Annotated in this window: 10 protein-coding genes; 7 read left to right on the top strand and 3 right to left on the bottom strand. The window is 71.1% G+C overall.

Annotation, left to right across the window (positions count from 1 at the left end; translation table 11 throughout):
* Positions 1–48 precede the first annotated feature (48 nt).
* Positions 49–6876 (top strand): polymorphic toxin-type HINT domain-containing protein, encoded by a 6828-nt coding sequence (locus tag KKZ08_RS11230; protein WP_223774325.1) that lies wholly within the window; start codon positions 49–51, stop codon positions 6874–6876.
* Positions 6877–6878: 2 nt separating this feature from the next.
* The gene (locus tag KKZ08_RS11225) at positions 6879–7361 is read left to right on the top strand and encodes an SMI1/KNR4 family protein (protein WP_223774324.1); all 483 of its coding nucleotides are present in this window, start codon (positions 6879–6881) and stop codon (positions 7359–7361) included.
* A gap of 628 nt (positions 7362–7989) precedes the next feature.
* Here KKZ08_RS11225 and KKZ08_RS11220 read toward each other — a convergent pair.
* Positions 7990–8238: a helix-turn-helix transcriptional regulator gene (locus KKZ08_RS11220; RefSeq protein WP_223774323.1), complete on the bottom strand. Its 249-nt coding sequence runs from the start codon at positions 8236–8238 to the stop codon at positions 7990–7992.
* 289 nt (positions 8239–8527) lie between these two features.
* Between KKZ08_RS11220 and KKZ08_RS11215 the strand changes: the two genes are divergently transcribed.
* From KKZ08_RS11215 to KKZ08_RS11195, 5 genes are all read left to right on the top strand, one after another.
* Positions 8528–9823 (top strand): MFS transporter, encoded by a 1296-nt coding sequence (locus tag KKZ08_RS11215; protein ID WP_223774322.1) that lies wholly within the window; start codon positions 8528–8530, stop codon positions 9821–9823.
* On the top strand, positions 9820–13089 hold the full coding sequence (locus KKZ08_RS11210) for a type I polyketide synthase (RefSeq protein WP_223774321.1): 3270 nt from the start codon (positions 9820–9822) through the stop codon (positions 13087–13089). The genes KKZ08_RS11215 and KKZ08_RS11210 overlap by 4 nt, the downstream gene beginning before the upstream one ends.
* A complete protein-coding gene (locus KKZ08_RS11205) occupies positions 13086–20783 on the top strand; it encodes a non-ribosomal peptide synthetase (RefSeq protein WP_223774320.1) in 7698 nt (2565 codons plus the stop codon). Before KKZ08_RS11210 ends, KKZ08_RS11205 begins: the two co-directional genes overlap by 4 nt.
* Before the next feature lie 168 nt (positions 20784–20951).
* A complete protein-coding gene (locus KKZ08_RS11200; protein ID WP_223774319.1) occupies positions 20952–21425 on the top strand; it encodes a hypothetical protein in 474 nt (157 codons plus the stop codon).
* A gap of 118 nt (positions 21426–21543) precedes the next feature.
* Positions 21544–22491: an aminoglycoside 3'-phosphotransferase/choline kinase family protein gene (locus KKZ08_RS11195; RefSeq protein ID WP_223774318.1), complete on the top strand. Its 948-nt coding sequence runs from the start codon at positions 21544–21546 to the stop codon at positions 22489–22491.
* A gap of 9 nt (positions 22492–22500) precedes the next feature.
* On the opposite strand, the gene KKZ08_RS11190 is transcribed toward KKZ08_RS11195, so the two are convergent.
* Positions 22501–23043, bottom strand: coding sequence for an MOSC domain-containing protein (locus KKZ08_RS11190; RefSeq protein WP_223774317.1), 543 nt, complete (start codon positions 23041–23043; stop codon positions 22501–22503).
* A gap of 77 nt (positions 23044–23120) precedes the next feature.
* On the bottom strand, positions 23121–23888 hold the full coding sequence (locus tag KKZ08_RS11185; protein WP_223774316.1) for a class I SAM-dependent methyltransferase: 768 nt from the start codon (positions 23886–23888) through the stop codon (positions 23121–23123).
* Positions 23889–23906 lie beyond the last annotated feature (18 nt).

Here is a 23906-nt window from a genome sequence, read left to right as displayed (position 1 = left end):
ACCCGTTCTCTGTTGTCACGACTCGCCAACTCTCCCTTCGGAGCTGCTATGCGCTCGCCTTTCCGGTCACGGTGGCGAATACCGGCCGCCAGGAGCACGGCGCTGGGGCTCGGTGTCGCCCTTGCCGTCGGCTTGCTGCCGCAATACGCCCCTGATGCCACCGCCAGGGACGGCGGGCTGACCCGTCCCGCCACCCAGACGAACCTCGACGATCCCGTCGGCGGCAAGGACGTCAGGGCCAAGACGTACGGCAGGACGAACCCGGCGGCACGTGCCGCCGTGAAGTCCGCCGACACGCCCCGGTGGCCCAAGGCGGCCGCGGACGATGTCGACCTGCCGAAGGGCGAGAAGCTCACGCGGGCCAAGGGGCTGCCGCTCAGGGTGGCCACGTCCGGCAAGGCCGGCCCGGCCTCGGTGCGCGTGGCGGTCCTGGGCCGCAAGAAGTCGAAGGCCGTCGGCGCCGGGGCCCCGCTGTTGACGGTGGCCCGGACGGACGGGTCCGAGAAGTCCGCACCGGTCCGGGTCAGTCTGGACTACGCGGACTACGCCGGTGCCTACGGTGGAAGCTACGGATCCCGGCTGCGCCTGGTCCAGTACCCGTCCTGTGTACTGACGTCCCCCCAGAAAAGGTTCTGCGCCACGCCCAAGCCGGTCAAGAGCGGCAATGACACGGCGAAGCAGACCCTGACCGCGACCCTCCCCGCAGCGGCTGACAGCGGCTCGGCGGTCACCGTGTTCGCCGCGGAGGCCGGCGCCTCCGGTGACCAGGGCGACTTCGGCGCCACGCCGTTGCAGGCGTCTTCGCAGTGGAGTGTCTCGAACTCCTCCGGTGCCTTCAACTGGTCGTACCCGATCTCGGCCCCACCGGTCCCGGGCACCCTGTCGCCGGGGGTCTCCCTCGGCTACAGCTCACAGTCCGTCGACGGCCAGACCGCAGCCACCAACAACCAGGGCTCGTGGATCGGCCAGGGCTTCTCGTACGAGCCGGGCTACATCGAACGCCGCTACAAGCCGTGTGCCGACGACGGACACGACGACACCTACGGCGACCAGTGCTGGGGCGGGGACAACGCCACGATCTCGCTGGCGGGCGGCGCCTCAGGAGAGCTGATCAAGGATGACAAGACCGGCGAGTGGCGGGTCAGTTCCGACGACTTCAGCAAGGTCGAAAAGCTCACCGGGACCACGAACGGTGACAACGGCGGCGAACACTGGAAAGTCACCGATGACGACGGCACCCAGTACTTCTTCGGTCTGAACCGACTGCCGGGATACGCCTCCGGCGACGAGTCGACCAATTCCACGTGGACCGTACCTGTCTACGGTGACGACTCCGGAGAACCGTGTTACGACGCGACGTTCGCGAACGCCCACTGCGCGCAGGCCTGGCGGTGGAACCTCGACCACGTCATCGACCCGCACGGCAACGCCATGACGTACTACTACGCGAAGGAGACCAACTACTACACGCAGGGCCTGAAGACCGGGGAGAACGGCAAGGCCTACACCCGTGGCGGGTACCTCAAGCGCGTCGACTACGGCCAGCGTGCCGACAAGGTCTACGACACCGAGCCCGCCGCCCGCGTCGTCTTCACCACCGGCGAGCGGTGCATCGGTGACCTGACGGACTGCTCCTCCGGCGCCCTGACCGACGCCACGGCGGCCGACTGGCCGGACGTGCCGTGGGACAGCAACTGCAAGGCCGACACCAAGTGCACCGGCCAGAACTCACCGACGTTCTGGACCCGCAAGCAGCTGAAGAAGATCACGACTCAGATCCGCACGGGCACCGGTACCTTCGCGGACGTCGATTCCTGGACGCTGAACCACGACTTCACCGACAACGGTGACGGATCCAAGTCGCTGTGGCTGAAATCGATCGACCACACCGGGCGGGTGGGCACCGACGAGGTCGTCCCGTCGGTGAAGCTGTACGGCAAGCAGCTGGCCAACCGCGTCGACGTGCCCAATGACAACATCCAGCCCTTCATCCGTTTCCGCATGTCGGCGGTGGAGAGCGAATCCGGTGGCGTGCTGTCGGTCAACTATGCCGACACACAGTGCACGTCTGCGGACCGTCCCGTACCCGGCAAGTCCACCGTCCGCTGCTACCCCGTCAAGTGGAACCCGCCGGGCATCAAGGACCCCGTCACCGACTGGTTCCACAAGTACGCCGTCTCCTCTGTCGTCGAGAAGGACCTGGTGGGCAACGGCCCCGACCAGATCACCTCCTACACCTACCTCGGTGACGCGGGCTGGCGGAAGGCGAAGGCCGACGGTTTCACCAAGTCCGAGTACCTGACCTGGAGCGACTGGCGAGGCTACGGAAAGGTGCGGGTCACGACCTCCGACGGCACCGAGAACGCCTCCAACACCAGATCCGAACACGTCTTCTTCCGAGGCCTGGACGGCGACAGCGATCCCGACGGCGGCACCAGATCGTCCTCGGTGAAGGACTCCACCGGAACCAGCTACACCGATTCCGACTGGAAGTCCGGCTTCGAGCTGGAGACGACGACATACAACGGCGACAAGGTCGTCTCGAAGTCGATCAACACTCCTTGGACCAAGGTCACCGCCACCCGCACCAAGGACTGGGGCACCCGCGAGGCCCGGTTCGTCCGGCCCGAGCGCACGGACACCTACGAGGCGCTCGCGTCCGGCGGCTGGCGTCAGTCCGCCTCCGTCACCAGCTATGACGACGCCACAGGCCGCGTCACCACATCCAACGACCTGGGCGAACTCGGCGTCTCGGACAACCAGTGCAGCCGCACCGAGTACGCCGACAACGTGTCGAAGCACATGTACGCCTACGTCTCCCGGGTGGAGACGGTGAGCGTCGACTGCGCCACCACGCCGGACCGCTCCAAGCACGTGCTCGCCGACGACCAGACGCTGTACGACGACGCCACCACCGTCGGCGCGGCGCCCAGCCTGGGCAACGCGACCACCGTCAAGCGGCTCGCCTCGCACAACGGCGTGACCGGCACCTACCAGACGGTCTCCACGACCAAGTACGACCAGTTCGGGCGTCCGGTGAAGGTCACCGACGCGGCCGGAACGCCGAAGACCATCGACTACACGGACACGAACGGCCTCGCGAGCGCCAAGACCGAGACCAACGTGCTGGGCTGGACCACCAAGACGGAGTACGCCCCGCAGTGGGGCACCCCGGTCGCCCAGATCGACGTGCACGGCAAGCGCACCGACCTGGCATATGACGGCCTGGGCCGACTGACCTCGGTGTGGCTCCCCGACCGCCCGGAGGCGGACGCCTTCTCCCCGTCGATCAAGTACTCCTACGGCATCCGCACCACCGGCCCGAGTTACATCCGCACCCAGCGGCTCGAGAACGGCGGCACCACCTACGGCAGCGAGTACTCGCTGTTCGACGGCCTGCTGCGTCCCCGCCAGGTGCAGACCGAGGGCCAGGACGGCGGACGCCTCGTCGCGGACACCTATTACGACGGCTCCGGGCGTACGGTCAAGACGAACGAGACGTACTGGACGACCGGCGCACCCAGCTCCACGCTCTTCGAACCGCGCAACGATGACATCGACGCGCAGACGGTGACGGAGTTCGACGGCAACAGCCGTCCCACGGCGACGATCTTCAAGGTGGCCGGCGCGGAGAAGAACCGCACCACGTACACGTACGGCGGAGACCGGGTCCATGTCGATCCACCGACCGGCCAGACCGCGACCACGACCATCACGGATGCCGATGACCGTACGGTCGAGTTGCGCCAGTACAAGGGGGACAAGCCGCTGCCCTTGGGCACCTCGGCGGACTACCTCTCCACCACCTACGGCTATACGCCCGACGGGAAGCTGTCCAAGGTCGAGGACAACGACGGCAACACCTGGACGTACGGATACGACCAGCGCCGCCGCAAGGTCGAGGCCGTCGACCCGGACACCGGACGGTCGAGGTTCGGCTACGACGAGCTCGACCGTCGGACGACCGTCACCGACGCCCGCGAGAACACCACGACGACCGTCTACGACCAGCTGGGCCGTACGAAGTCGACCTGGCAGGGCGCGGCGGAGACGGGCACCAAACTGTCCGTCTCCACGTACGACACGATTGCCAAGGGCGCGCTGTACGGCACGTACACCTACAAGAGCGGCGCGGTCCACTCGTCGGTGACCTATCCGGTCCTCGACGAGAAGAACGACTACAAGCCCACTTCCGCCAAGTACTACCTGTCCAAGACGGCGGAGCCGGAACTGGGCGGCACCTACGAGTTCCAGACCCAGTACAACGACGACGGCACCGTCAAGGGCCAGAACTTCCCCGCCGCGGGCGGCCTCGCGGCCGAAGCCGTTTCTTACCAGTACGACGCGCTACAGCGTCCCAAGGCGCTCAACACCTCGCTCGGCGGCGGTACGTATGTCCCGCAGGCGAAGTACTCGCCGACGAACCAGCTGGAACAGCTGCAGCTGTCGACAGGCGGGGCGTCGGACAAGAAGACGTGGCTGAACTACAGCTACGAGCAGGGCACCAACAGGGTCAACAACGCCCGTGTCGTGGTCGAGGACGCCGCGTCGATGGCCTACGACGCCGACTACACGTACGACGCGGGCGGCAACGTCCTGTCCATCGTCGACAACCCGACGGGCGGGACGCGCGACACCCAGTGCTTCCGTCACGACAGCCTGCGCCGGACGACCGACGACTGGACGTCGTCCCAGGCGCCGGACGGCGCGGTCGGCACCGGCAAGCCGGACGCGGCCTGCGCCTCGGGGCCGTCCGCGGACACGGTGGGCGGAGTCGCCCCCTTCTGGCACAGCTACGAGTACGACGCCACGGGCAACCGCACCGCGCAGACGGACCACGGCGTCGGCGGCGCGGCGACGGCGACGAGGAAGTACAAGTACGGGGAGAACGGCGAGGGCCCCCACCAGCTGACGTCGGTCACGACGGACACGGCGGCGACCGGCACGAAGCCCGCGGTCACCTCCCTGGACACCTACACGTACGACGCCGCCGGCAATACCGAGACCCGCGTCCTGAACGGAGACACCCAGAGCCTGACCTGGGACAAGCAGAACGAGCTGACCAAGGTCACCAACGCCGACGGCAGCACGTCTTCCTATGTCCACGACGCCGCGGGCAGCCGCGTGCTGCGCAAGTCGCCGACCGAGACGACCTTTTACCTGCCCGGCATGGAGCTGCGTCTCGACACGTCGACCAAGGCGGTCGAGGCGACCCGCTATTACGCGTTCGGCGGCCAGACCGTGGCGGTGCGGGACTCAGGTGGCGTCACCTTCCTGGCCGGGGACCACCACGGCACGGCGCAGCTCGCCGTCGACGCGACGACGGGCGCGACGCAGCGCCGCCGCCTCGACCCGTTCGGCGCGGGCCGCGACGCCGATTCGGCCGATCCCTCCAAGTGGGTGGACGACAAGGGATTCGTCGGCGGCACGAATGACGACACCTCGGGCCTGGTCACCCTGGGCGCACGTGAATACGACGCCTCGACCGGCCGCTTCATCTCGGCCGACCCCATCATCGACTTCACCGACCCGCAGCAGATCAACGGCTACGCCTACAGCTACAACAACCCGGTCAGCTTCTCCGACCCCGACGGTCTGAAGCCCGACGACTGCATCTACGTCGGCATCCAGTGCAGCATGAAGAGCAACGGTGGCTGGAAGGTCAAGCCCACCAAGACGTATTACCAGTACTACGGCGTCAAGGCCCCCGACGAGTCACCGGCCGTCTACAAGGCCCGGCAGCAGCGGGCCAAAGCCGACGTGGCGAAACAGCGTGCGGTCGCCATCGCCAAGGAACTCGGCAAGATCCTGGCGGACGAACTCGGTATCACCGACGCGCTGGACTGCTTCACCACAGGGGCACTCGGCGCGTGCGGCGCCACGGCGGCCAACATCGTCACGTCGCTCATCGGCGGCGGCCCCATCGGGAAGCTGGTCGCCAAGTACTGGAACAGGATCGACAAGGCGTACGCGCTGGGCAAACGGATCGTCAGCCTGAGCAAGCAGCTGTGGGGGGCGTTCAAGGGCTGGCGGAAGAGCAACAAGGCGGCGGAGGCGGCCGAGTCCTGCCTGATCAACAGCTTCACACCCAAGACCAAAGTGCTGATGGCCAACGGAAAGACGAAGGCCATCGAAGACGTCGACATCGGTGACAAGGTCCTGGCCACCGACCCCGAGACCGGCAAGACCAAGGTCGAGACGGTCACCGCGGAGATCAAGGGCAAGGGCCTCAAGCACCTCGTCCGGGTCACGATCGACGTGGACGGCAAGAAGGGTCCGAAGACCGCCTCGGTCACGGCCACCGACGGGCACCCGTTCTGGGTCCCGGAGCTGGGGGAGTGGATCGACGCGACGGACCTGAAGGCCGGGCAGACGCTGCGGACCGGCGCGGGCACGCGGGTCCAGGTCACGGCGGTGAAGCGGTGGACGAGCCAGGCCGCCACGGTTCACAACCTGACCGTTGGTGAGTTGCATACGTACTATGTGGTGGCGGGGGGCACTCCGGCCCTCGTTCACAATTGCGGCGGTGCAGTTACTGGGCACCCGGCGGCCTGTGAATGTGCCGATGGCGGAATACCGAAGGTGCGTAATGGGAAGCTGGCGGGAGATATTCACCCCAAGACGAATGTTCCGTTCGATGAAAACGGCTTCCCTGACTTCTCTGCATGGCGCCATCCAGATGTGCCTGATGTTCGGATCGAGCTCTCCGGTAGTCGCGGAACAGATTTCGCGAGATCTAACCGGGCGGCAGGACTCAGCGGGACGCCAGATGGCTATACCTGGCACCATCATCAAGAACCTGGTCTCATGCAGCTGATCGAGACAGAGGCCCACAAACGGACGGCCCACACGGGTGGATTCTCCGGAGGGAGGTAGCGATGAATGAACTATTTGAAGATGGGGACTTCTATACGGGTCCACCGCTGAGCGTTGACATGATTAGTCGGGCTGAGCAGGCTCTGGGTCTGCGACTTCCGTCAAACTATGTCGCAGCGCTATCGGAAAAGAACGGCGGAGTATTGAAGCGACGCCGTTTTCCTACGAAGTTCGCTACGTCCTGGGCTGTCGACCATTTCGAGATTCGCGCACTTCTCGGAATTGGTGGGAAGTGGGGGATTGATTCCTCCTCTGGCCTGGGGAGTGCTGACCTGATTGCCGAATGGGGTTATCCGGAAATCGGCGTAGTCATCTGCGATATGCCTTCGGGTGGGCATGATGCAGTAATGCTCGACTATTCCGAGTCCGGACCAGCTGGGGAGCCTTCTGTCGCCTACATCGACGAAGACCGTGTTCCTCGTAAAGTAGCGGGATCATTCGAGGAATTCTTGTCTCGACTGGTTCCCTGCAGTCCACCGATTTAGGGTCACGCCCTTTCCGGTGTTCTCAGGACAGAGCAAGGTCCCCTCCGCGCAGTGGTGCGGAGGGGACCTTTGTTTCGTTTGACGGCAACGCTGACGGCAACGTCAGCGGACGACGGCTGCGGCGGGTGGGTCGTCAGGGTCATCATCCCCGGCGCCGAGGGCATCCCGCAGGGTGTCGACGGCTTGGCGCTGGAGGCGGAGCCGGACGTGGGCGTAGACGCCTGCGGTGACGCCGATGTGGGCGTGGCCGAGGAGTTCCTTGACAGGCGGTGCAACTCGGCATGGGCCGGAACTGTTGGGGCGTGCCCGCGCCGCCGCCGCGCCTGGCACGAAAGCCCTGCCGTTGAAGCCCTGACGGACGCGCTCTGGGGCGCGGGCTCACGTGGACTGCGCACGGGTCAGGGAGGGGCGGCCGAGGATGCCTAACTCTCCGAATGCCGGCGCACACCCGGTACGCGCAGCGCTTTCCGGGGCCGCTACCGCTTCCGCGAGTTACCACGTGACCACCGCCGCCGAAGGAGCGTGACGGTGGTTGCTGACGGGAGAAGGCAAGTAGCTTGCACGTGAGCGCTGAGGGGGATTCTGTGTGTCGTCCGAGAGTACGGCTCGGTGATCGCAGGACATCGGCTCAGGGCGCCGATCGAGGTCCGGTCGGCGTCGCCGCGTCCTCCGTCATGCTCAGCCGGATCAGATGCGCCACCGTCGGCGCCGTCCGCTTGCTGCGGATGCGGCGCAGGTACGTGCTCACCGTGTGCACGCTGATGCCCAGCCGCCGGGCCACCTGCTTGTGGGAGAGGCCTGCCGCGATGTGCGCCAGTACCTGACGCTCTCGCTGGGACAGCGCCGGAGCGCTCTGCGGGCGGCTGGTTGCTGGCATGTTCCCTCCGGGAGGGACTGGCTACTGGCGACTTCTACGAGGCTGTGACCGTGACTCGGCTTGATCTAACCATGGCCGTGCGGAAACAGAAAGGAATCGCCGGGCCTCGCGGTGTCGCCCTCGCTCAAGGCGCGCAGTACCGGGCGCCGTTGGTCCTGTCAAGTCGCCAACTTGGGTGACTTTAGGCGCGCTTCGGGGCAGGTGAGTGTGAAGCCGCAGCGCACGGCCGGCGCGGCAGCGGCACGGGGCCGGTACACGGGGCCGGTACAGAGGCGGACCAGGGGGAACGTTGAGGCACTTTCGCCTGCTCGTCGTGGGTAACGCGGTATCGGCGTACGGCAGTTACCTGAACATGGTCGCCCTCAACGTCTTCGTCTACGAGGTGACCGACAGCGCCCTGGCCGCCGGGCTGTTCATGGCCGTACGTCTCATGACCAGCGTCGTATCCGGCTTTGTGAGCGGACGGCTGGTCTCGGCGTACGACCGCAAAAGGTTGATGGTCGGCGCCGATCTGACTCAGTGCCTCGCCATGGTAGCGCTGCTGGTCGCCCCCGAGGCCGGACGGCCGGGGCTGCTGTACGTCCTCGCCGTCGTCACCGGGTTCTGCTCGACCCTCTCGGGCGTCGCCCTGCGCAGCAGCATCCCGGAGATCGTCGGCGGTGAGCTGCGGGTGCGCGCCAACTCGCTGCTCGCCACCGGGCGTTCGCTCGCGATGATCGCCGGGTTCGCCTCCGCGGGCGTCATCGTCGCGGAGCTCGGATACGTCGCCGCCATCTCCCTCGACGCCGCCTCCTTCGCCGTCTCGGCCAGTGTCCTTCTCGCCCTGCCGATCCGCACCAAGGCGGCCGCGTCGCAGGCAGCCGAGTCGCAGGAGGCGGAGCCGCAGGGGGCGGACAAGGGTGGAGGGAGGCGGGCGCGGCGCCGGCAGGCCGGTTCGCTGCTGTTGCTGCGCGCCGCCCCCGTGCTCGCCGTCATGATCGCCGTCCGAGCCGCCGACGGCCTCGGGTCGTCGTCCCACAACGTCGCCCTGCCCGTCTACTCCAGCGCCCTCGATCCCTCGCATCCCGCCACGTTCGTCAGCCAGTTCTGGGCCACGTGGGCCATCGGCAACATCGTCATGCAGCAGGTGTGCGGACGCTGGGCCGGGCGCGGCGGGCGGCAGGGGCCGGGGGAGCGGGCCTTCGCGATCGGGGCCTGTGTGATGTCGGCCGCGTTCATCGTGGTCTTCGCCGGGCTGCCCACGGGGGTGGCCGTCGTGGCGGCCCTGGTGGCGGGCATGGCCGACGGGCTCACCGAGATCGCCTACGTCAGCCGGCTCCAGGCGGCCCCCGACGAGCAGCGCGGCCGGCTCTTCGGCCTCTCCGCCTCGGTCGAGAACACCGGCTTCGGGCTCGGGATGCTCGTGAGCGGCGCGCTCCTCGACCACTTCCGGCCGCTCCAAGTCGTCGGGCTGCTGCATGGGCTGGCGATCGCCCTGTGCCTCGGGATGTTCGTCGTCCTGGTGCGGTACGGCCGCCGGGACCGCCCCGCGCCCGAGACGGCGCCGGAACGCGACGTGCCGCCCGTCGAGAGCGAGGCCCGATGACCACCGCCGCCGCCCCCGATGCCGTAGCCGTCGTAGGGATGTCCTTCCGGCTGCCCGGCGCGGACACCCCCGAGGAGTACTGGCGCACGATCCGCGACGGCGCTGACCGCATCCGCCGCTTCACCGAGGCCGAACTGGCCGCCGCGGGCATCCCCGAGGAGCAGTACCGGGCCGACGACTTCGTGGGGGCCAGCGGCGTACTGGAGGACATCGCGGGCTTCGACGCGGGTTTCTTCGGGATGAGCGCGCACGAGGCCCGCATCACCGACCCCCAGCAGCGGCTCTTCCTGGAGTGCGTGCACCACGCCCTGGAGGACGCCGGGTACGCGGGAGGGCAAGGAGCCGACAGCCACCACGTGGGCGTCTACGCCAGCACCGGCTACCACCTCTACTCCCTCCAGACCTACCTCCAGAACAACGTCCTGCCGGACGGCGTCGCCGACTGGGTGGCCGGGCTCCAGATCACCATCGGCAACTACACCGACTTCGCCGCCAACCGCGCCGCGTACCGCCTCGGCCTGACCGGCCCCGCCATCAACGTCCAGACGGCGTGCTCCAGTTCGCTGACGGCGGTGTACCTCGCCGCGCAGTCCGTGGCCCACGGCGAGTGCGACATCGCGGTGGCCGGGGCCACCGCCGTGCACGTGCCGCAGGTCCTCGGCTACCAGTACGTCAAGGGGTCCATCCTCTCCAAGAGCGGTCACCTGCGGCCCTTCGACGCCGACGCCGACGGCACCGTCGGCGGCACGGGCGTCGCGGCCCTCGTGCTCAAGCGCCTCGACCGGGCCCTCGCGGACGGTGACCACGTCCACGGCGTCATCCGGGGCTGGGGAGTCAACAACGACGGCGCCGACAAGCGGGCGTTCTCCGCGCCCAGCGCCGACGGCCAGCGGGGCGCCATCCGGCGCGCCCTGGAGAAGGCGGGCGTCGGCGCGGACACCATCGGTTACCTGGAGACCCACGGGACCGGCACCTTCAAGGGCGACCCGATCGAGTTCGAGGGCGCCACCGCCGCGTTCCGCGCCGACACCGACCGCACCGGCTACTGCGCACTCGGCTCGGTCAAGGCCAACATCGGGCACCTCGACGTGTGTTCGGGCCTGGCGAGCCTCATCAAGGCCCTGCTCGTGCTGCGGCACGGCGTCATCCCGCCGATGGCGGGCTTCCGCCGCCCGAACCCGGCCCTCGACCTCGCGGCCAGTCCGTTCTACATCCCCGAGTCGCCTCGCCCCTGGCCTCGCGGCGACGCGCCCCGCCGGGCCTGCGTCAGCTCCTTCGGCGTCGGCGGCACCAACGTCCACGTCGTCCTGGAAGAGGCCCCCGAGGCCGCGCCCCGCCCCGCCGCCGCCGACACACCGCCGCCCCCGGACATCCTCGTCGTCTCCGGCCACACCGAGGGGGCGCTCACCGACAACGCGCGGGCCCTGCGCGACCACCTGCGCGCGCACCCCGACACGCACCCCGCGGACGTCGTGACGACGCTGGCGCTCGGCCGCGCCCACCGCAGGCACCGCCTCGCGGTACGCGGCGACACGGTGGCCGCGTTCACCGAGGCCCTCGACGCCTGGCTCGCGGACCCACAACCGGCGGCGACCGGGACGGACGGGGCCGACATCGGGTTCCTCTTCACCGGACAGGGCAGCCTCCACCGGGGCGCGGCACGCCACCTCCACGACCGTTTCCCCGTCGTACGCGAGGTCCTGGACACCTGCGAGCGGCAGTACGCCGCGCTCACCGGCGGCGACAGCCTGCTGACCCCGCTGCTGGACCAGGAGGACCCCGGCGCCGAGCCTTCGTGGCCCACCGAACTGGCGCAGCCCGCGCTCTTCGCCCTCCAGTGCGCGCTGATCCGCCTGTGGCGCGAGGCCGGGATCACGCCGCGCGTGGTGGCCGGGCACAGCGTGGGGGAGTACGCGGCGCTGTACGCGGCCGGGGCGCTCGGCATCGAGGACGGGCTGCGCCTGACGGCCGGGCGCGGCGCGCTCATGCGCCGCCACTGCGCGCCCGGCGCGATGCTCGCGGTCCCGGTCGCGGCGCACGAGGCCGCGGAACTGGCCGCCGAGGTGCCCGGCGTCGAGCTCGCCGTCGTCAACGGCCCGCGCAGCCAGGTCCTCGCGGGCCCGGCCGCGGCCGTGGAGCGCCTGAAGACCCTGCTGGCCGCGCGCGGGGTCCCGGCGCGGGAGCTGCCGGTGCGGCACGCGTTCCACACGGCCCTGATGGACCCGGCCCTCGACGGGCTGCGGGAGCTGTGCGCGGAGGTGGAGTCCAGGCCGGTCGAGGTGCCGTTCGTGAGCGGCCTCGACGGGCGCACCCGGCCGCCGGGCTGGCTCCCGGACACCGACTATTTCGTACGACAGACGCGTCAGCCGGTGAGATTCGCCGACGCCCTGCGCGAGCTCGGCACGTCGCACCCGGGCACCGGCACGCTCCTGGAGATCGGCCCGCACACCACACTCAGCGGGCTCGCACGGCGGCAGCTGCCGGACCGGGCGGCGTATCCGACGCTGCGGCGCGGCGCCGGACTCGCACCGCTCCGGGACGCGGCGGCCGGCCTGTACCGGGCCGGGGCGCCGGTCGACTGGCGGACCTTCATGGGCGGGGCGGGCCGCAGGATCCCCCTGCCCGGCTACCGCTTCCAGCACAAGGACTACTGGACAGGGCCGGAGAACCACCTTCCCCGGCCCGCACAACCGGCAAGGGATGGGGCCGAAGTGGCACAGGACGAGGCAGCGGTCGAGCGCGTGCTCCAGCACATCATCAAGGTCACGGCGCAACACCTCAGCTATGACACGAGCGAGATAGCAGAGGACGCTTCCTTCTTCGACCTCGGCGCGGACTCGCTGCAAATGATAGGCGTGCTGCGGGAGTTGGAGGAGGAGCACGGGGTCAAGGTGTCGATGCGGGAGCTGTTCGAGGAGGCGGGGTCGGCGAAGGGGCTGGCTCTGATCATCGTGCGGAAGACGGGGGGAGCGGGGGTGACGCCCGTGTCGCCTGAGCCGCCCGCGCCCACGCCCGCGTCCGTGCCTTCACTGACGGTTCCTGAGCCGTCCGCCCCCGCGCCTTCGCTGTCCGCACCGGAGCCGCCCGCCCCCGCACCCGCCGCTTCGGCCGCCCAGGCCGAGTACGCCACCCGGCAGGAGGTCGAGGACCTCGTACGCCAGGTGCACCAGCTCTCGCAGATGCAGCTCCAGCTGATGGGCCAGCTCTCCCAGCTGCTGGCCGCCCAGACCGCCCAGACCGCCCAGACCGTTCGGACGGACCGATGAGCGCCCCCCACCACTCCGTCTCCGCGGCGGTCGACCGGGACCTCGCCGCGATGGCCGAGCTGTCGCAGCGTATCGCCGAGCAGATGGGCGTACCGGCGCAGGCGCCCGCCGCCGAGGACGCGCCCGCCGCCCAGGACGCGCCCCCCGGCGAGCAGGCCCGGCCCGCCCAGCACGGCCCGCGCCTGGAGGTGGCCCGCGCCTCCGGCATGGTCCGCGGGGGTTCGCCCGAGTCCCAGCGGGCCCACCTCGACGACCTGGTGCGCCGCTACACCGCCAAGACGCCCACGTCGAAGCGGATCGCCCAGCGCTACCGCCGGGTGCTCGCCGACAGCCGGGCCGCGGTCGGCTTCCGCAGCAGCACGAAGGAGATGCTGTACCCCATCGCGGGGCGGCGGGCCAAGGGCTCATGGCTGGAGGACGTCGACGGCAACCGCTACGTCGACATCACCATGGGCTTCGGCGTGCTGCTCTTCGGCCACGAGCCCGCCTTCGTCTCCGAGGCCGTGCGCGAGCACCTGTCGCGCGGCGTCCAGCTCGGCCCCCGCAACGTCGAGACGGGCGAGGCCGCCGAACTCCTCGCCGAGCTGACCGGCATGGAGCGGGTCGCCTTCGCCAACTCCGGCACCGAGGCCAACTCCGCCGCGATCCGCCTCGCCCGCGCCGCCACCGGCCGCACCCGGATCATCACCTTCGAGGGCGCCTACCACGGCCACAACGACAACGTCCTCGGCCGCTCCCCGCGTACCGGCGGCGAAGGCCTCACCACCGTCCCCATGTCCGCGGGCGTCCCGCAGAACGCCGTCGCCGACCTGCTGGTCCTGCCCTACGGCAGCGAGGAGAGCCTCGCCGTCATCGAGCGGCAGGCGGACGGCATCGCGGCCGTCGTCGTCGAGCCGGTGCAGAGCCGCCACCCGGCCCTCCAGCCCGCGGCCTTCGTACGGCGGCTGCGCGAGCTGACCGCGCGGCACGGCATCGTCCTGCTCTTCGACGAGATGCTGACCGGCTTCCGCCCCGCGCCGCGCGGCGCCCAGGAGCTGTACGGCGTCACCCCCGACCTCGCCACCTACGGCAAACTGCTCGGCGGCGGCTTCCCCATCGGGGCCATCGCGGGCCGCGCCGACATCATGGACGGCATCGACGGCGGGTACTGGAGCTACGGGGACGACAGCTACCCGCAGGCCGACACCACCTTCTTCGGCGGTACGTACATCCAGCACCCCGTGTCGATGGTCGCCGCGCGCGCCGTGCTGGCCCACCTCAAGGAGCACAGCCCCCGGCTCCAGGAGCGGCTGAACGCCCGTACCGACGAACTGGCCGGCACGCTCAACTCCTTCTTCGAGGCGGAGGAGTTCGCCCTGAGCATGAGCCACTTCGGCTCGATGTTCCGGTTCGAGCACCGCGCCGACATGGAGTTGCTCTACCACCACCTCATGCTGCGCGGCGTCCATGTGTGGGAGTGGCGCAACTTCTTCCTCTCCACGGAACACTCCGACGGCGACGTCGAGTTCATCGCGGACGCGGTGAAGGGGTCCTTGCGGGAGCTGCGGGACGCGGGCTTCTTCCGTACGAAGGCGAAGACGCGGCCGATGGCTTCCGTGGCTCCGGTGGCTTCGGTTGCCGCGGTGGCGAAGCCGCAGGCCATGGCGTGGAACGGCGCCGCGGCCGCTGCCGCCGCCCCCGCCCGGCCCGTGGCGCCCCGCCCCGCCCCGCCCCTCGACTTCGGCGTCTACTTCTTCGGCGACTACCCGCAGGACGAGAAGAGCCCCCGGCACGGCAAGTACGACCACCTCCTGGAGACCGCCCGCTTCGCCGACCGCAACGGCTTCCACTCCCTGTGGATCCCCGAACGGCACTTCCACTCCTTCGGCGGCCTCTTCCCCAACCCGGTCGTACTCGCCGCCGCGCTCGCCCGCGAGACCGACCGCGTCCGCATCAACGCGGGCTCCGTCGTGCTGCCGCTGCACGACCCGATCCGCGTCGCCGAGGAGTGGTCGATGGTCGACAACCTCTCCGGGGGCCGCGTCGGCATCGGCTGCGCCAGTGGCTGGCACGCCAACGACTTCGTGTTCTTCCCCGAGCGGTTCGGCTCCCACAAGGAGACGATGTACGAACAGGTCGCCCAGGTGCGGCGGTTGTGGCGCGGCGAGTCCGTGCGCCGCACGACCGGCGCCGGGGAGAGCGACCTGCGGCTGTTCCCGCGGCCCGTCCAGGACGCCCCGCCGATGTACACGGCCGTCGTCGGCAACCCGGCATCGTACGAGCTGGCCGCACGCCACGACCTCGGCATCGTCACCAACCTCATGACGCAGGGCATCGAGCAGCTCCGCGAGAACATCGCCCGCTACCGCCGTACGCGCGCCGAGCACGGCCTGGACCCGGAGGCGGGGCGCGTGGCCGTGCTCCTGCACACCTACCTGGCAGAGGACCACGCGGCGGCGCGCGCGGAGGCCCGCGAGCCGTTGTCGCGGTACATGCGGGCGTCCCTGTCGCTGTTCGGCGGCGTCGCCAACAGCCTGGGTCATCAGGTCGACCTGTCGGCGATGTCGGAGGACGACCTGGACGTGCTCTTCCGCCGCGCCTACGACCGCTACTGCGACCAACGGGCCCTGATCGGCAGCCCCGAGAGCGTACGGCCCGTGGTCGAGGAGGTGCGTGCCGCGGGCGCCGACGAGGTAGTAGCCCTGGTCGACTTCGGCGTGGCCCCCACCGCGATGAGATCCGGCCTGACCCACCTCAACGCTCTGCGCAGCGCCTGCGCGGTGCCGGCCGCGTTTTCTCAGGGGGCAGTGTCCGCACCCGGCCCGACGGCCGCCGCGTCTGCTCCGACGGTCGTGTCAGCGCCCGGCCCGGCGCCCGCCGCGTCTGCTCCGACGGTCGTGTCCGGGCTCGCGACGGCCTCCGCCGCGTCTGCTCCGGCGGTCGCCCCGGCGGCTGTGACGGTGTCGGCCGGGTCTGTTCCGGCGGCCGTGTCTGCGTCTGCTCCGACGGCCGCCGGGTCTGTTCCGACGGCTGAGTCTGCCTTCGCTCCGACGGCCGCCGCCTCTGCTCCGACGGTCGTGTCCGCGCCCGCGACGGCGCCCACCGCACCTGCCCCGACGACCGTGTCTGCCTCCGCTCCGGTGCCCGCCGCGCCTGCTCCCACGGCCGCCGCGCTCACTCCGACAGCCGCCCCCGCCCCCGCTCCCGGGACGGCTCCGGCGCCCGCCCCCGGGACTCCACTCTCCCCCGGTCAGCAGCGGATCTGGTTCCTGGAGCGGATGCTCCCCGGCCGTACCGCGTACAACGAGACCAAGGCCATCGAGCTCGAAGGGCCGCTCGACGTCGGTGCCCTGCGCGCCGCCCTGCACGCGCTGGTCGAGCGGCACGAGCAGCTGCGTACCGTCTTCCGGGAAGTGGGCGGAGAAGCGCGGCAGTTCGCCCGGAAGCCGGGGGAGGTGGACTTCGCCGTCGTCGACGGGACGGCCGCCGGCGGTGACGCGGTCGCCGACACCCTCAAGGCCGAGAGCGAACGCCGCTTCGATCTGGCGGAGGGGCCGCTGTTCGTCACGCGCCTGGTCCGGCTGGGTGCCGAGCGGCACGTCCTCATCCTGTCGCTGCACCACATCGTGATGGACGCGGCGTCGGCGGCCGTGCTCGCCCGTGACCTCTCCGCCCTGTACCGCGCGCGGCTCGCGGGCGCCCCGGACGCGGGGCTGCCCGCCCTCACCCGCACCTACGCCGACCACGCCCGCCGCCAGCTCGACTCGCTCGGCGGCGCGAAGGCGGCGGAGGACCTCGCGTACTGGAAGAAGGCGCTCGACGGCGACCTGCCGGTCCTCGCCCTGCCCACCGACCGGCCGAGGCCCGCCGTGATGACGTCGAACGGCCGCGCGCTGTTCCGGACGCTGTCACCCGAACTGTCCGAGAGCGTGAGGGGCTTCGGGCGCAAGAGGCGCTGCACCCTCTTCATGACGCTGCTCGCCGGTTACGCGGCGGCGCTGGGCCGCGTCACCGGTCAGACCGACCTCGTCGTCGGCACCCCCATGTCGGACCGCACCCCGCCGTACGAGGACGTCGTCGGGTTCTTCGTGAACACCCTGGCGCTGCGCCTGGACCTCAGCGGCGACCCGGACTTCGGCACGCTCCTGGACCGGGTGCGCGCGGTCGCCCTGGACGCGTACGACCACGCGGACGTGCCCTTCGAGGCCGTCGTCCGGGAGCTGACCCCCGCCCGGGCGCTCGACCGGACGCCGGTCTTCCAGACGCTCGCCGAGTTCGAGCCGGGCGACCCCTTCCGCTTCGACCTGCCTGGGGTGCGCGCGACACCGCTCGACTCCGGCCCCGACAAGGCGCTGACCGACCTCAGCGTGTACTTCACCGACCAGCCGGACGGCATCCGCTGCCACCTGGAGTACAACACCGACCTCTTCGACGAGGCGACGGTCGACGCGCTCTTCGGGACGTTCCGTGACGTCCTCGCGGAAGCGGTGGGCGACGCGTGGTGGCGCGGCCGCGTCCGGCAGCGCACCCGCAGCACCGTCCACGCCCTGACCTCCCGCTGGGCGGAGGCGGCCCCCGACCGCACCGCCGTGATCAGCGGCAGCGGGACGCTGACCTACCGCGAGCTGGACCAGCGCGCCGAACGGCTCGCGGCCGTCCTGCGCGGCCGGGACGGCGGCGGCGCGCCGGTCGCCCTGTGGCTGCCGCGCGGCGCCGACCTGATCGTCGCCATGCTCGCGGCGCTCAAGTCGGGCCACGGCTATGTGCCGCTGGACCCCGGCCAGGGCAGGGCACGGGCCGAGACGATCCTCGCGGAGAGCGGCACCCGGATCCTCGTGGTCAACGGCGAGGGCGAGGAGCCCGCGGACGCCCGGCCGACGCTCCCGCCCGGCACGGCCGTGGTGGACGCGGCGGCAAGGACCGCGCCGGGTCCGTCGACGTACAGCGCCCCGGCCCCCCGCTCCGCGCCCGGCCCCGAGTCCCTCTGCTTCGCCATCTACACCTCCGGCAGCACCGGCACCCCCAAGGGCGTGGCCGTACCGCACCGGGCCGTGGTGGACCTGTGCCAGTGGCACCACGAACGCTTCGGGTTCACCGCGGACGACCGCAGCGCCGCCGTGTGCAGCCAGGGCTTCGACGCCGCCGCGCTGGAGATCTGGCCCGCGCTGACCGCCGGCGCCACGGTCGTCGTCGCCGACGAGACGGTCCGCAAGGACCCGGCCGCCCTGGCCCGCTGGTACGCGGACCGGAAGATCACCCTCTCCATCCTGCCGACCGCCCTCGGCGAGGCGGTCCTCGCACTGCCGGACGACCTCCAGCCACCGCTGCGGCACCTGCTGCTGGGCGGCGACGTGCTGCGCACCCGGCCACGCCCCGGCGCCCCGTACGAGACGGTGAACGTGTACGGGCCCACCGAGACGACGGTGCTGTGCACGACCCACACGGTGGAGCCCGCCGGTACCGGAGACGCGCCCATCGCACCCATCGCGCCCATCGCACCCATCCCAATAGGTCGCCCCATCGACAACGTCACGCTGCGGATCCTCGACGCGCGGGGCCGCGAGGTGCCCGCGGGGGAGGCCGGGGAGCTGTACGTCGGCGGACCCGGCGTGGCCACCGGCTACCTGGGCCGGCCCGACCTGACGGCGGAGCGCTTCGTCCGCGATCCGCTGGGCGGCACGGAGCCGATGTACCGCACCGGGGACCTGGTGCGCCGGGACGAGTCGGGGGTCCTGGAGTTCCTGGGCCGCAGCGACGACCAGGTGAAGATACGGGGCTACCGCGTGGAGCCCGAGGAGGTCACACGCGCCCTCAACGGCTGCGCGGGCGTCGCCGAGGCGGTCGTCCTGCCCCGCCGTGACCAGCGGGGCGAGGCCCGGCTCGGCGCCTACGTCGTACCCGTGACGCCGACGGCACGCCACCAGGAGCTCGCCGACCGCCTGACGGAGGAACTGGCCGCGCGGCTGCCCGACCACCTGGTGCCGCGCGCCTGGGCCGTCCTGCCCGCGCTCCCGCTGTCCGGCAACGGAAAGCTGGACCGGACCGCGCTGCCCGCCCCCGCGCTCATCACCTCGCCCACCGGCCCGGGCGGGCCCTGCGAGGCACCGGCCGCCGCCACCCCCGTGAGCCCCGCACACCCCGCGCCTCCCGCACCGAGGGACGTCGAGGCGCGCCTGCGGGAGCTGTGGGCCGCGGAGTTCGAGCTGGACGCGGGTGCGGTCGGCCCCGACGCCTCGTTCTTCGAGCTGGGCGGCCACTCCCTCACCGCCATCCGCCTGGCCAACAGCGTGCGGGAGGAGTTCGGCGTCGAGTACCCCGTCGCCCGCTTCTACGAGGAGCCCACGCTGCGCGCGATGGCGGCGTACCTCGCGGACGGGACGGACGGCGACCCGGGTGACGTACTCGGCAGCGCCCCCGTCACCGCCCAGCAGAGCGCCTTCATCACCCGGCATCTGACCCACCCCCGCCCGCAGATCTACAACGTGGCCATGCGCCTCACCTTCACGGGAACGCTGGACGTCCCGGCCCTGCGCACCGCGCTGACCGGGCTGGTCGCCCGCCACGAGGCGCTGCGCACGCGACTCGTGGAGGACGCGGTCACGGGGGAGTGGCGGCAGGAGGCGCTGCGCCCCCGGCCGGTCGAACTGCCCGAGGAGGACCTGGTCGCGCGCCTCGGTTCGGAGGCGGAAGCGGCGGCGGAGGGCGAGCGCCTGGCGGCGGAGACGGCCGCGGAGCCCTTCGACATCCGCGCCGAACTCGCCCCCGTACTGCGCCTGTTGCGCACCGGCCATGACCGCTGGGCACTGCTCTTCGTCCTGCACCACGCCGCCTGCGACGGCTGGTCGGTCAGCGTCCTGCTGCGCGAACTGGCCGCGCTGTACCGCGCGGCGGTCACCGGGACGCCGCACGGCCTGGCCGTGAGCGTGCCGCAGCCGGGCGAGTACGCGCGCTGGCAGCGGGAGCACGGCCGCACCCAGGACCGGGGCCGCCTGGTCGACTACTGGGCGCGGGAGCTTGAGGGCGCGCCGTTCGGCCTGGCGCTGCCGCTGGACCGGCCCCGTCCGGAGAAGCTGAGCGGCGCCGGGGACGTGGTGCTGTTCACGGTGGAGCCGGCCGTACGGGCCGGTGTGGAGGCGATGGCGCGGCGGCACCGCACGACGCCCTTCGTGGTGACGGCGGCGGCCCTCGGGCGGCTGGTCGCGGAGGTGACGGGCGAGCCGGACGTCCTGCTCGCCATCTCCTACGCCAACCGCGAGCGGCGGGAGTTCGAGGCGCTCGCGGCCTGCACGGTGTCGTCCTTCACGCTGCGGATCCGCGGCGACGAGGCCACCTCGTTCGGGGCGCTGGTGGACCAGGTGGCGCGCGGCGCGGTCGGGGCCATCGACCATGCCGCGCCGATCCGGACGGTGGCGGCGGAGCTGACGGAGGCGCTCGGCACCGAGGTCCCGGACCGGCTGCCGCTCGGCTTCCAGTACCAGAGCTCGCTGGAGACGGACATCGAGTTGCCGGGTGTGACCACGGCGGTGGAGGACCTGGCGGTGCCCGGCGCGCGCTCGGAGTTCAACTTCGGCCTGATCCCCACGGGGGACGTCCTCTCCGGCTACCTGGAGTACTCGACCGACCTGTGGGACCGCGCGACGGTGGAGGCGTGGACGGGTGCGTACGTCGCTCTCCTGGCCGAGGGTGTCGCCGCCGCGGCGGAGGGGGAGAGCTGAGCGGCCGGATTTGGTCGAGACATGTCAACAATCATGGGGGTCTGCCTTGTCTCCTCCAGTGGCCTGTGCCTCAATGGGCGCGATCCCGTCGCCTGACGCTCCGTCAAAACGCGTACGGGCTGCCGGGATCGCTCCCCCCACCTTCCAGGCCAACGAAGGCAGGCCCCCATGCGACACGACATGCTCAGCAGAGGCATCGGCTCGGTCCTGGGCGCAGGCGTACTCGCCGTCGGCGCGCTCGCCATGGCACCCGCGGCCGGTGCCGTGGAGCCCCGGACCGCCACCCTCTCGTTCGACTGTGGATCGTTCGGCTCCGGGACGGCGACCCTCACCGCCGCCCAGAACGGCACCAGCGCCACCATCGAGGTGTCCACCTCGGCGATCACGGCCCCCATCGACGTGGCAGCGGGCTCCGTCGACTCGACTCTCACCCTCACCAAGAACGGCTCGGGGACGACCGCGTTCACCGGCAACTCCAACCCGGCCATACCCGCCGGCAGCCCCGTCTCCACGGGCCCCCTCACCGGGACCGTCGCCGCGGGCGACAGCCTCGCGGGGAAATCCCTGAAGATCGTCGTCTTCGGCATCACCGTGACCTGCGAGGCCACATCGGCGCAGTCGCCGGGACCGTTCGTCTTCTGACGCGCGACACGGGGCGGTGCCCGCCTCCGGGCAAGGGGCGCCGCCCGCACGCGAGTTCACCGGCGCCGCGTCGAAGAATCGTTCGCGGCCGCCCTCCGCCCGACAGTACGGTGCTGTCATGCTGCCCGAGGTGACCACGGACGAGGAATGGGACCGCGTCGTCCCCAACGACGCGATCATGCGCCCCGGGGCGGAGGACCTGTGCGCGCGGCTCGGCCTGGGCGGAGCGCCCCTGACCCGCTACCCGGAAGGGTCACAGGCCGTCTACGCGATCGGTGACCGGCACGTGCTCAAGCTGTTCCCCGCGCTCGACGCCCGGGACTGCGTCACCGAGGCCCGCGTGCTCGGCCACGTCCAGGGCAGGCTGCCCGTCCCCACCCCCGAGCTCCACGACGTCGGCACGTACGTCAACGGCTGGCGCTACGTCCTGATGTCCCGCCTGCCCGGCGAAGGCCTCGCCACCGCCTGGCCCCGCATCCCGCGGGCGGACCGGGAGCGGATCATCACCGACGCCGCGCAGGCCCTCGCCGCGCTGCACGCCCTCGACCACGAACCGCTCGCCGACGTCCTCGGCCCCGGCGACTGGGCCACCTTCCTCGCCGGGCAGCGCGCCGGCGCGGTGGAGCAGCAGCGCAAGCGGGGACTGCCCGAGAGCTGGCTGGAGCAGATCCCCGCCTTCCTGGACTCGGTGACACTGCCCGCCACCGGCACCGGCGAAGTGCACGGACCCGCCCTGCTGCACACCGAGTTCATGCGCCAGCACCTGGTCGTCGACCCCGACGACGGATGGCGCCTCACCGGCCTTCTCGACTTCGAGCCCGCCATGATCGGCGACCGGGCGTACGACTTCGTGGGCGTCGGACTCTTCGTCACCCGCGCCGAGCCGGGGCTGCTCCCGCGCTTCATGAAGGCGTACGGCACGACGTACGATCCGCGCCGACTCCTCGCGTACACGCTGCTCCACGTGTACAGCCATCTGCCCTGGTACCTGCGCGAACTGCCCGCTCCGCCCGAGCCCACGCTCGACGCGCTCGCCGAGACCTGGTTCGGGCAGGACCTCTCGTAGGAAGCCGCGTCAGACGGTTTTCAGCGGCCGGTGCGGGCCCTCGGGCAGCTCGACCTCGATCGCGTCACCGGGGCGGACCTCGCCGCCCTGGTGGACCACGCTCATGACGCCCGCCCGGTGGACGACGGCGCCGCTCTCGTCGCGCCCGACGACCTTCTTCATGAGCCCGGCCCGGAAGTCGTCGATCTGCCGGCAGGGGTTGCGCAGCCCCGTGATCTCCACGACCGCGCTCCCGCCGATACGCAGCAGCGCGCCCGTGGGCAGGCCGAGCAGGTCGAGGCCGCGCGTGGTGATGTTCTCGCCCAGCTCACCCGGCGCCACGGCGAAACCGTCCGCCGCCAGCTCGTCGAAGAGCTCCTCCTGGATGAGGTGGACCTGGCGCAGGTTCGGCTGGTCCGGGTCCTGCCGGACGCGGAAGCGGTGCTTGACCTTCTCCCCGGCGTGCACGTCCCCCTCGACGCCGAACCCGGCGAGCAGCGTGACGCATCCCCGGTTCGGCTTGCTGAAGGAGTACGTGGCGTTGCTGCTGACCGCCGTGACCCGCGCACCCATCGTGCGGCCCCCTTTTTTCTCGTGCGTGTTCGTACGCGGCATTCCGTGACGTCGTTACCGCGCGACCCTAACCCGTCTCAGGCGACCGGGACCAAAGTGAGATACGCGAGCCCGAGCACACCGCGATAGCCGCGCAGCCAGCTGGAACGCTGTGCGTCGACGCGCGCCCGTGTCTCCGCCGCCGCAGGATGTCCGGAGTGCGAGGCGAGCCACTCCTCGGTGTCGCAGCGGTAGCCGGACTCGAACTCCTCCCACTCCCCGGCGCTCGCCGTCTCCACCCACAGCGGCCGGAACCCGGCCTCGACCGCCGCGTCCACCAGGTCGCCGAGCGAGAGGTACTCGTCGGTGCGGGCGTCCGGCCACATCGCGGCCAGCTCGTCCTGAGTGGGCGTCCGCTCCCAGAAGCCCTCACCCAGTACGACCCGGCCGCCGGGCGTGACCAGGCCGCGCAGCGCACGGAGCGCCTCGGCCGTCGAGCGGGGCGGCGGGGCGGAGCTGAGGGCCTGGCTCGCGCCGAGGCAGAGCACGACGTCGGCCGGGCCGCGCGCGGTGTCCGTGGCCGACTCCTCGGCGAAGACGACCCTGCCGCCCAGGCCGCGCTCCTCGGCGGCGGCGCGGCCGCGTGCCAGATCCTCCGCCTTGATGTCCACACCGACGCCGGTGGCCCCCGGGACGGCCCCGACGACGCGGAGCAGCAGCTCGCCCCAGCCGCAGCCCAGGTCGAGGACCGTACGGGGCTCCGTCGCCGCGAGCCGGTCCACGAGCCGCCGCGCGCGGTCCTCGGAGAGCGGGCCGTGGAAGGCGAGCCGGGTGAGCCGCGGCGGGTGATCGATGTCAGTGGTCATGGGCGGCGACGCTAGCGC

Source organism: Streptomyces sp. 135, from assembly GCF_020026305.1.
Classification (GTDB): domain Bacteria; phylum Actinomycetota; class Actinomycetes; order Streptomycetales; family Streptomycetaceae; genus Streptomyces.
The sequence above is the reverse complement of the archived record's forward strand: the minus strand, read 5'-3'. Positions and strand labels throughout refer to the sequence as shown.